The 8,240-nt window shown below is 72.5% G+C and carries 10 protein-coding genes; 3 read left to right on the top strand and 7 right to left on the bottom strand.

The window, feature by feature from the left end:
* Positions 1–210 precede the first annotated feature (210 nt).
* Together ACH4D3_RS39995 and ACH4D3_RS39990 are read right to left on the bottom strand one after the other, a co-directional pair.
* Positions 211–1,254, bottom strand: coding sequence for a LacI family DNA-binding transcriptional regulator (locus tag ACH4D3_RS39995; RefSeq protein ID WP_398332690.1), 1,044 nt, complete (start codon positions 1,252–1,254; stop codon positions 211–213).
* Positions 1,255–1,285: 31 nt separating this feature from the next.
* On the bottom strand, positions 1,286–1,822 hold the full coding sequence (locus ACH4D3_RS39990; RefSeq protein ID WP_398332689.1) for a DUF2269 family protein: 537 nt from the start codon (positions 1,820–1,822) through the stop codon (positions 1,286–1,288).
* A gap of 190 nt (positions 1,823–2,012) precedes the next feature.
* Here ACH4D3_RS39990 and ACH4D3_RS39985 point away from each other — a divergent pair, with 190 nt between their 5' ends.
* The gene (locus tag ACH4D3_RS39985; RefSeq protein ID WP_398332688.1) at positions 2,013–2,438 is read left to right on the top strand and encodes a hypothetical protein; all 426 of its coding nucleotides are present in this window, start codon (positions 2,013–2,015) and stop codon (positions 2,436–2,438) included.
* 11 nt (positions 2,439–2,449) lie between these two features.
* Here the strand turns inward: ACH4D3_RS39985 and ACH4D3_RS39980 are convergent, their stop codons facing one another.
* Together ACH4D3_RS39980 and ACH4D3_RS39975 are read right to left on the bottom strand one after the other, a co-directional pair.
* Complete coding sequence (locus ACH4D3_RS39980) at positions 2,450–3,511, bottom strand: sugar kinase (protein WP_398332687.1); 1,062 nt, start codon at positions 3,509–3,511, stop codon at positions 2,450–2,452.
* The gene (locus ACH4D3_RS39975; protein WP_398332686.1) at positions 3,508–4,140 is read right to left on the bottom strand and encodes a bifunctional 4-hydroxy-2-oxoglutarate aldolase/2-dehydro-3-deoxy-phosphogluconate aldolase; all 633 of its coding nucleotides are present in this window, start codon (positions 4,138–4,140) and stop codon (positions 3,508–3,510) included. The genes ACH4D3_RS39980 and ACH4D3_RS39975 overlap by 4 nt, the downstream gene beginning before the upstream one ends.
* Positions 4,141–4,359: 219 nt before the next feature.
* On the opposite strand from ACH4D3_RS39975, the gene ACH4D3_RS39970 reads away from it, so the two are divergent.
* Positions 4,360–4,758, top strand: a complete 399-nt coding sequence (locus ACH4D3_RS39970; protein WP_398332685.1) for a hypothetical protein — start codon at positions 4,360–4,362, stop codon at positions 4,756–4,758.
* A 127-nt stretch (positions 4,759–4,885) separates the two neighbouring features.
* On the opposite strand, the gene ACH4D3_RS39965 is transcribed toward ACH4D3_RS39970, so the two are convergent.
* Positions 4,886–5,374, bottom strand: a complete 489-nt coding sequence (locus ACH4D3_RS39965) for a GNAT family N-acetyltransferase (protein ID WP_398332684.1) — start codon at positions 5,372–5,374, stop codon at positions 4,886–4,888.
* A 452-nt stretch (positions 5,375–5,826) separates the two neighbouring features.
* Between ACH4D3_RS39965 and ACH4D3_RS39960 the strand changes: the two genes are divergently transcribed.
* On the top strand, positions 5,827–6,582 hold the full coding sequence (locus tag ACH4D3_RS39960; RefSeq protein WP_398332683.1) for a hypothetical protein: 756 nt from the start codon (positions 5,827–5,829) through the stop codon (positions 6,580–6,582).
* A gap of 172 nt (positions 6,583–6,754) precedes the next feature.
* Here ACH4D3_RS39960 and ACH4D3_RS39955 read toward each other — a convergent pair whose 3' ends face one another.
* Positions 6,755–7,396 carry an FMN-dependent NADH-azoreductase gene (locus ACH4D3_RS39955; protein WP_398332682.1) on the bottom strand — a complete coding sequence of 214 codons (642 nt, stop codon included), beginning with the start codon at positions 7,394–7,396 and terminating at the stop codon, positions 6,755–6,757.
* Positions 7,397–7,437: 41 nt separating this feature from the next.
* Positions 7,438–8,160, bottom strand: a complete 723-nt coding sequence (locus tag ACH4D3_RS39950) for a DsbA family protein (protein ID WP_398332681.1) — start codon at positions 8,158–8,160, stop codon at positions 7,438–7,440.
* Positions 8,161–8,240 lie beyond the last annotated feature (80 nt).

Below are 8,240 nucleotides of genomic sequence, written 5' to 3'. Positions count from 1 at the left end.
TTGTTTGTTTGTGGGTTTTTTTTTTTTGTTTTTTATTATTTCTGGTTTTGTTGGGGGGGGGGGGGGCTGGGGGGGGGGGGGGGCGGGCCGGGGGGGGGGGGGGGGGGCGGCCCCCCCCGCCGCTCGCGTGCGCCCGGGAAACCATCGACTCGGCAAACCACCGACTCGCAAACCACCGACTCGCAAACCGCCAACTCGCAAACCGCCGGCTCAGCGACCGGCCGGGCCGCCGGTGCTCTCCCGGACCTGGAGCGTCGTGCGCAGCACCACGGTCTGAAGGGGGGCCTCGCCGCCCTCGATCCGCTGGAGCAGCAGGTCGGCCGCGGTGCGGCCCAGCTCGTAGGAGGGCAGTTCCACGGCCGACAGGGACGGCCGCACCAGTGAGGCCCAGGGGACGTCGCCGAAGGAGAGGACGCCGACGCCGGGCGGGGTGTGCCCGGCCTCGCGCAGGGCGTCGAGCACGCCGATGGTCATGAGGTTGTTGGCGACGAACACGGCGTCGGGCGGCTCGGGCAGGGACAGCAGGTCGCGCATCGCGACCCGGCCGCCCTCGACCCGGAAGTCGGCGTGGCGTACGTAGGTGTCGTCCGCGGCCTCCCCCGGCCGCGCCGCCCGCAGCGCCTCACGGTGGCCGGCCAGGCGTTCCTCCGAGGTCGAGGCGCCCTGGGGGCCGGTGATGCAGGCGATCCTGCGGTAGCCGGCCCGCAGCAGGTGCCGGGTGGCGGCCTCGCCGCCGTGGCGGTCGTCGAGGCGGACCGCGTCCACCTCCGCGTCCCGCGGGCGGCGGTCGACGGCGACGACGGGGACGCCGCGGGCGATCAGCGGGCCGAGGTCCGTCTCGTCCTGGGAGGCCGCCGCCACGATCACGCCGGCCATCTGCTCGCCGAGGGCGACCTCGAGGTAGCGGCGCTCCTTGTCGGTGTCCTCGTCGGAGTTGCACAGCACCACCGAGAGGCTGGTGCGCTGCGCCGCGTCCTCGACGCCGCGCGCGAGTGACGTGAAGAACGGGTTCTCGATGTCCGGGATGATCAGGGCGATCACGCTGGAGCGCTGTTTGCGCAGCGACCGCGCCAGCCGGTTGGGTGCGAAGCCGAGTGCCGCGGCGGCCTCCTGCACGGACCGGACCCGTGCCGGGGTGACATTGCCGCCGTTGAAGACGCGTGAGACGGTCGCCGGGGATACTCCGGCGGCTCGCGCCACGTCCTGGATCGTCACCACCTGCGCCCGCGCCCTCTCACTCCGCGTAAGGTCCACCTGCTCACCCTACCTGCGTCTGAAAAGGATTTCACCCTGTGCCCGAGCGGGTGAGCGGCGGACGGACGCCCACGGAACGCTCGCGCAGCCGGCGACCACGGCGGGTGAGTCCCCAGGGTTTGAGGAGCGAGAGGACCGTCATGAACACATAGGCGGACAGGGAGACCACCGGCCCGAAGAGCACGTCCCCCGCGTCGGGCAGCGGCTCGCCGGCGGCCACTGCGGCGACCGCCGTGTTCACCCCGGGGCGCAGCGCGAAGAACGTGGCGACGGTCGTGCCCAGGGTCAGCCAGAACTTGGTGTACACCCACCGGTGCCGGGCGAGACCCCACGGCGTGCCCAGGGCCAGCACCAGTCCGCTCACCAGGGTGAGCAGGGCGAGGGGGAGCAGCAGCCAGTCGGCGAACAGCTTCATGCAGCGGACGGCGGCCTCCACCGCCACCGGGGAGGCTCCGGTGGCCGCGGTGACGCCGAGCGCGAGCAGCCCGAGGGTGAGCCCGAGCCAGGCGGCGGAGGCGAGGACATGGACGACGAGGAAGGCCCTGCGTGCGGGGCGGCCGAGTTTCACGTCACCCACGCTGCCGGTCGGCGGCCGCCGGGGCGTCCCGCGGCGGGAGTATCCGACCGTACTGGTCCGGGCGTACGCGGCGGGGGACGCCGTGACCCGATCGGCGCAGGCCCCGGACGCCCGCGCTGCGCCGGGCACGCGCGCGTCCTAGCCTGGGCCTGTCTTCGAGGAAACGCCGCTAGGAGTTCCCATGCGTCTGCCCATCGAGCTCAGGCACGTCGCCCCACGACTCGCCACCGGGGCCTTCATTCTCAACTCCGGCCTGGCCAAACGGGGGGCCGACGAGCAGACCGCCGCCGCGATGCACGGAATGGCCAAGACCACCTATCCGTTCCTCGGCAGACTGCGGCCCGCGACCTTCCTGCGCCTGCTGTCCGCCGGTGAGATCACGCTCGGTGCGGCGCTGCTCCTGCCGGTGGTGCCGACGGCTGTGGCGGGCATCGGTCTGACCGCCTTCTCGGCCGGGCTGGTGGGTCTGTATCTGCGCACCCCGGGCATGCACGAGGAGGGCAGCCTGCGTCCGACGCAGGATGGGACGGCCCTGGCGAAGGACACCTGGATGCTCGGCATCGGGATCGGCTTCGTCGTCGACGGAGCCACGAAAAGGGCCCGCTGAGGCCTGAGGCCCTACGACACCGGCGCCCGGCACCAGTCCTGCTCGCTGAGGGACAGCATGGCCCCGACGGTGTCCGCGTCGGGCAGGGGTCCGTGGTCCCCCACGACCCTCAGCGCGGAGGCCGCGGTGATGTGACCCAGGCGCAGGGCCCGGGTGAGGTCCGTACCGCGCCACAGTCCGGCGAGGAATCCGGCGGCGAACGCGTCGCCCGCGCCCACCGGCTCCACGACCTCGGTGGTCAGCGCGGGCACGGTGCACGCCCCCTGCCCGGTGAACGCGGTGGCGCCGCGCCCGCCGTCCTTGACGACGAGGACGCGCGGGCCGCTCAGCAGCCTGCGGACGTCCGGCGCGGTCAGACCGGCGCCCCACAGGTCCTGGGCCTCGTCCAGGCCGACGAAGGCGATGTCGGCCCGGTCGGCCAGGTCCCGGAGCACCGCGGCGGCCGTGTCCGGCGGCCACAGCGCGGGGCGGTGGTTGACGTCGAAGCTGACGGCGTGGGTGCGCCGCGCCGGCGGAGTGCGCAGGGCCCGTTCCACCAGGGCCCGGCAGGACGGGGACAGCGCGGGCGTCACCCCGGTCAGGTGGAGGAGGGCGGCTCCGTCGAACCGTTCGTCGTCCAGGAGGCCGGGGCCGAGCGCCGAAGCCGCCGAACCCTGACGGTAGTAGTGCACGCGGGTCCCGGCGGCGCCCGGGTCCTTGAGGAGCAGGCCGGTCGGCCGTGCCGGGTCGGTGCGCACGCCGGAGACGTCCACGCCCGCCCGTGCGACGGCCGCCCGCACCCGCCGGCCGAGCGCGTCGTCGCCGAGCGCCGAGAGCCAGGAGACGGGCAGGCCCAGGTCCGCGAGGTACATGGCCACGTTCGACTCGGCGCCCGCCACCGACAGGCGCAGGGACTCGGTGTCGTCCAGCGAGTCCGGCGGGACCGGGGCCATGGCCGCCATGGTCTCCCCCAGACACACCACCGGTCCCCGTCGCGGCCGCCAGGGGCCCGTGGCCGGACCGGCCGCGTCGTTCCCGGGCCCGCGTACGGGGGTGCCGTCGTGCTCCTCGGACGCGGGCGGCGCTCCGGTCACGGCCGGGCCTCCCGTACGGCGGCGCGGAAGGCGCGGGCACGGGTGCGCAGGCCGTCGAGGCTGCCGCCGTCCGCGGCGTCGCCGATCAGCGGGGAGCCGACCCCGACGGCGGTGGCGCCTGCCGCCAGATGGGCACGGGCCGCCGCCTCGTCGACACCGCCGACGGGCACGAGGGTCTCGTGCGGGAAGGGACCGCGCAGTGCCTTCACGTAGGCGGGTCCACCCGCCTGGGCCGCCGGGAAGATCTTCAGCGCGGTGGCGCCGAGGGTGCGCGCGGTGATGACGTCGGTGGGCGTCATGACACCGGCCAGGACGGGCATGCCCCGTTCGCGGGCCGCGGTGACCCCCTCCCCCAGACCGGGCGTGACCGCGAAGTCGGCGCCGGCCCGGTGGGCGGCCACCGCGTCGTCCGCGCCGAGGATCGTCCCGGCGCCCAGGGGCCGGTCGGGACCGAGGGCCGCTCTGGCGCGTTCTATGACCCGGAGGGCGTCCTTGCCGGTCAACGACACCTCGATGAGTTCCACGCCCTCCTCCGCCAGCGTCAGCACGGTGCGCAACGCGGCGTCGGCGTCGTCTCCGCGCACGATGGCGACGAGGCGGTGTGCGGCCAGGGCAGCTCGCAGATCCACAGACTGGTCTCCTACTCCGGGGCGTCGGGGACACGGCACGCAGCGGCACTCGACGGCCAGGGTAGAACGCCGTCGCACCTGGCCGGAGGCCGGGGTGACATGCCGTTACGTACAGGGTGTATCCGGCACGCACCCGGGATGGCATCCGGGTTGCGCGTTTTGCTCCATTCCTCATGGTGACCCGGGTGGAGGACATCCACGTGCGACGAGGTGAGGAACATGCTGGTGCTGGGTCTCCTGCTCATGGCGGGCGCCGCCGCCTTCGCAGGCCTGCTGATCGCGTACAACCTGTCCGGCGGTCCGGACTACACCGTGACCCTGCTGGGGAGCGAGCCATTCACGATCAGCACGCTCGGGGCGTTTCTCGGCGGCATCGCCCTGACTCTGATCTTCGGCCTGGGCATGTGGATGCTCCTGGCCGGGACCGTCCTGGCACGCCACCGCGGCAAGAAGCGCCGCAGGGACCGTGAGACCGCCAAGCAGGCCGCCGCCGAGCGCGACGCGATGGCCGGCCGGCTGGAAGGCCGGGGCAGCACGAACGACGCGGCCGAGCCGGCCGGACACCGGCGCCCCGCCGCCCACCGACCGCAGTGGCTGCGGCCGCACGGCCACCACTGACCGGCCCCGACACGAGCCGACCGGTCCGGCTGACCCGCCGGACCGGTCGGCTCGCCCCTTGTGCGCTCCACCGGCGGGCCGGCACGCGGAGCCCGAGGCAGCGTGCCCCGCGTACGGGCGCACCGCGTCAGTCCGAAGCGACCCGGAACTCGAATTCGGGACGGTCCCACGGCACCGCGGGCGGATTCGCGAGCGCGGTCCCGGTCCGCACCGCACCGGCGCGGTGGTAGAAGCCCTCGGCGGGGAGGTGCGACACGACCCTGACCCGGTCGAGCCCGGCGGCCCGGGCCTGCGACCGCATGTGCGCGACGAGCAGCCGTCCGATGCCCCGCCCCTGCGCTTCGTCGGCGACGAACAGCAGGTCGAGCTCCGGCGGAGCGAGGACGAGCGAGTAGAACCCGAGGACCCGGCCTCCCTGGCCGTCGGCGCCGACGGCCACGAAGACACGGTGGGCCTCGATGTAATCGGGCCCGACCCGGTAGCCCGCGACCGCGGCCGCGTACTGGCCCGCGTAGGCGCCTGAGCCGCGCACAAGCCGGGTGAGCCGTTTGGCATCCCGCGCGTCGGCCCGCCGTATCGTGATCGGCGGGCCGACCGGGGAAGTGCGAGGACTCATCCGCAGAGTATTTCCCACCGGGGCGTCCCCCAGCCATTCGCACAGGTCAACGGGCTCTCCCTCGTGGCGAGGAGCACGCCACGCCCAGGAACCCCAGGCAGCTGGGTGCTGGGACCGGGTATCGGTCGTGCACCTGGAGACGGCCCAGAACGCCCCCGAGCGGGTAGTGACTCCACGGGTCGTGGGCCACTACTGCCTGTGGGTGGGTGGCCGCTGCGGAGTCGGGGGAGGAGACGGGCATGAGTTCCGGAGAGACAGGCGGTTTACACGAAGAAGAGCAGCGTCGGCCCCCGGGAGGAGGAACAAGTGGCAGCTCTGGGCCACAACGGCCGAGCAGGCGACCGGGCGATGGCGACAGACCTTCCACTCGGCCGGAGGGCGATGCCGCTGTGGCACAGACCGGGGACAACAGCCCACCTCAGGAGGGAGGCTTCTGGCACAGGCAGACCAGGATGCTCGAGATCGTCGGCACCGTCGTCACTGTGATCGCCGGGGTGGCCGGACTGATCTTCCTCTTCTGGCCCGACGCGCAGCCCAAGCCTGATCCCGAGCCGCCGCCGGCAGTCCAACTGGTCGACTCGGACGTCGACCGGGAGCAGAACATCGCTGCCGATGTGGTCTTCGACGGACAAGTAACCGAGCAGGTTCAGGTGCCCGCGTCCTTGGTCAGCGCGACGCTGAGGAACAGCTCGAACAATCCCGTGCTGATCACCCGCGCTGAAGTGAACCTTGCTTCCGCCACTGCGGTCTACTGCCGCTATGGTGCCGGCCCAACCGACATCACAGCGCAGTACGACATCAAGCTCCCGGTCGCCCCCCAGGCCGGTGCCGTAATCCCCCGGAAGATGAAGTACACCCTCCCGCCGCATGCCCAGGAGCGGATCGCGTTCACGGTGGGGCCCGAGCGTTACGGAGAGGGGTCGGTGCCCTGGATCTATACCTTCACAATCTCCCTGTACATGGACGACGGCTCCTCGGTAACGGTGCCCCAGGTCACCTACCTGGCTCCGACCGACATGGCCACGGCCTTTCTCGCCATGGCGGAACAGGCCACGGGTCCGCAGCAGCCGGGAGGGCCGGGGTTGATGGAGCCCTCGTGCATCTCCGAGCAGGCCCGCTCAGTGGCTCGGCTGGTCAGATCCGCCCCACGTCCATCGCCGGAGTTGCGGGAATTCAGCGCAGATCTGACCCGCGTAGCCGCTCAGTGAGACGACGTCATGCCCGGTGCCTGCAAGGTCTCCTCGGTTCAGGAAGTCGTCACCTGCACCAGGTTCTTCGTAGCCGTTGTGCGTCCACGCCGCGTCGACGCACCCGAAGGTCGTCATGAGCGACCGGCCGGGCTCGGCTCACCGCGTGCCGTGCGCGAGTTCGGGGTGATGGTCAGGCGGCCCGGGTGGCGAAGGTCGTGGCGAGGGTGCGGGCTCGGTCGTGGGCGGCCGTCATGGACGCCTCGTGCAGGGGGAGGAGCGAGGTGAGGGCCGGGGCGTGGGGGGCCATGGTCAGCTCGGGCGTCACGGTGGTGACGTCCAGGCCGAGGAGATCCTCGTGGCCCAGGACGGTTTCCAGCGTGGGCACCAGGTAGTCCAGGCCCTCCCTCGGAGCGCCGGGGGCATAGCTGCCGCCGCGGGCGGATATCAGCAGGGCGGGACGGCCCGCGGCCGGGGAGGCGCCGGCGTGGGTGAAGGTGCGGTCCATGACGAGTATCTGGTCCAGCCACGCCTTGAACGCCGACGGCATGGACAGGTTGTACAACGGCACCGTGAACAGGTACGCGCCGGCACCGAGGAACTCCTCGATCAGCTCGTCCTGGAGTGCCTGGGCCTTGGCCTGCTCGGGGGTGTACCGGGCCGGGTCGGTACTGCGGGCGGTGACGCCCGCCGCCGTCAGGTGCGGCACCGGCGAGCCCGCGAGGTCGCGGTGGACGACCGGGCCCTGCCACTGGTCGCGGAAGGACTGGGCGACCCGGCGGGAGACGGAGGCCTCGCCGAGCGAGGAGGAGTCGATGTGCAGCAGGTACGACATGGCGGATGCGCCTTTCGAGGAGACGGGTGTGGGGTGACGGCTCAGTGGCGGGCGGGGATGGCGGGGACCGCGCATCCGGTGGGGCCGCAGCCCGGGGCGTCGCCCGCGGGGGTGAGGGTGACGGGGTGGGCCTCGTCCCAGGCAGTACGGAGCAGGGCGAGCAGGGCGTCGCTGCTCTGGGCGCCGGGGACGCCGTAACGGCCGTCGACGACGGTGAACGGGGCACCGGTGGCGCCCAGACGCTGCGCGCGGCGGGCGTCTTCCTGGACCCGGGCGCGGTGGTGGCGCTCGGTGAGCGTCCGGCGCGTCAGGTCACGGTCCAGGCCCAGCCGGTCGGAGAGCCCGAGCAGGTCGTCGAGGGTGAAGACGGGTTCTGCCCTGCCGAAGTAGGTGTGGAAGATCGTGTCCCAGGCTTCGCGGTTCTTGCCCTGCGCGGTCGCGTGGGCCAGGAACTCGTGTGCCAGGTCGGTGTTGCCGACGACGTTGTCCAGCACCCGGTAGGGGCTCAGCCCCTCGGCGGCGGCCAGCGTCTCGATCTCCCCCGTCGCCGCCTGCGCCTGCGTGCCGCTCATGCCGTACCTGCGCAGCAGGTACTCGCGGACGCCGATCGTGCGGTCCGTGGGGAGCCCGCCGCCCAGCGGGAAGGAGTGGTGGACCGTCTCGACCTCGTCACCGTGCTCGAACCGCTCCACGGCCCGGTCCACCCGGTGGCTGCCGAGCCCGCACCAGGGGCAGGTGACCTCGGCCCAGATTTCTACCTTCACGGCCTGACCTCCAATTCCTACGTTTTGTTCGTAGCGCCATGATGCGCCAGTATGGAGGTCGTTACAAAAGGCACACGGGT

This window comes from Streptomyces sp. NPDC018026 (assembly GCF_044327745.1).
GTDB classification, from domain to species: domain Bacteria; phylum Actinomycetota; class Actinomycetes; order Streptomycetales; family Streptomycetaceae; genus Streptomyces; species Streptomyces rubrogriseus.
Note: the sequence above shows the minus strand (reverse complement) of the source record. Positions and strands in the feature narration are given on the sequence as shown.

What these genes read in the sequence shown, in the direction of transcription:
- ACH4D3_RS39960 (WP_398332683.1), top strand. Translation starts at nt 5,827, where the DNA reads ATGCTCGAGATCGTCGGCACCGTCGTCACTGTGATCGCCGGGGTGGCC.
- ACH4D3_RS39985 (WP_398332688.1), top strand. Translation starts at nt 2,013, where the DNA reads ATGCGTCTGCCCATCGAGCTCAGGCACGTCGCCCCACGACTCGCCACC.
- ACH4D3_RS39970 (WP_398332685.1), top strand. Translation starts at nt 4,360, where the DNA reads ATGCTGGTGCTGGGTCTCCTGCTCATGGCGGGCGCCGCCGCCTTCGCA.
- ACH4D3_RS39965 (WP_398332684.1), bottom strand. Translation starts at nt 5,374, where the DNA reads ATGAGTCCTCGCACTTCCCCGGTCGGCCCGCCGATCACGATACGGCGG.
- ACH4D3_RS39955 (WP_398332682.1), bottom strand. Translation starts at nt 7,396, where the DNA reads ATGTCGTACCTGCTGCACATCGACTCCTCCTCGCTCGGCGAGGCCTCC.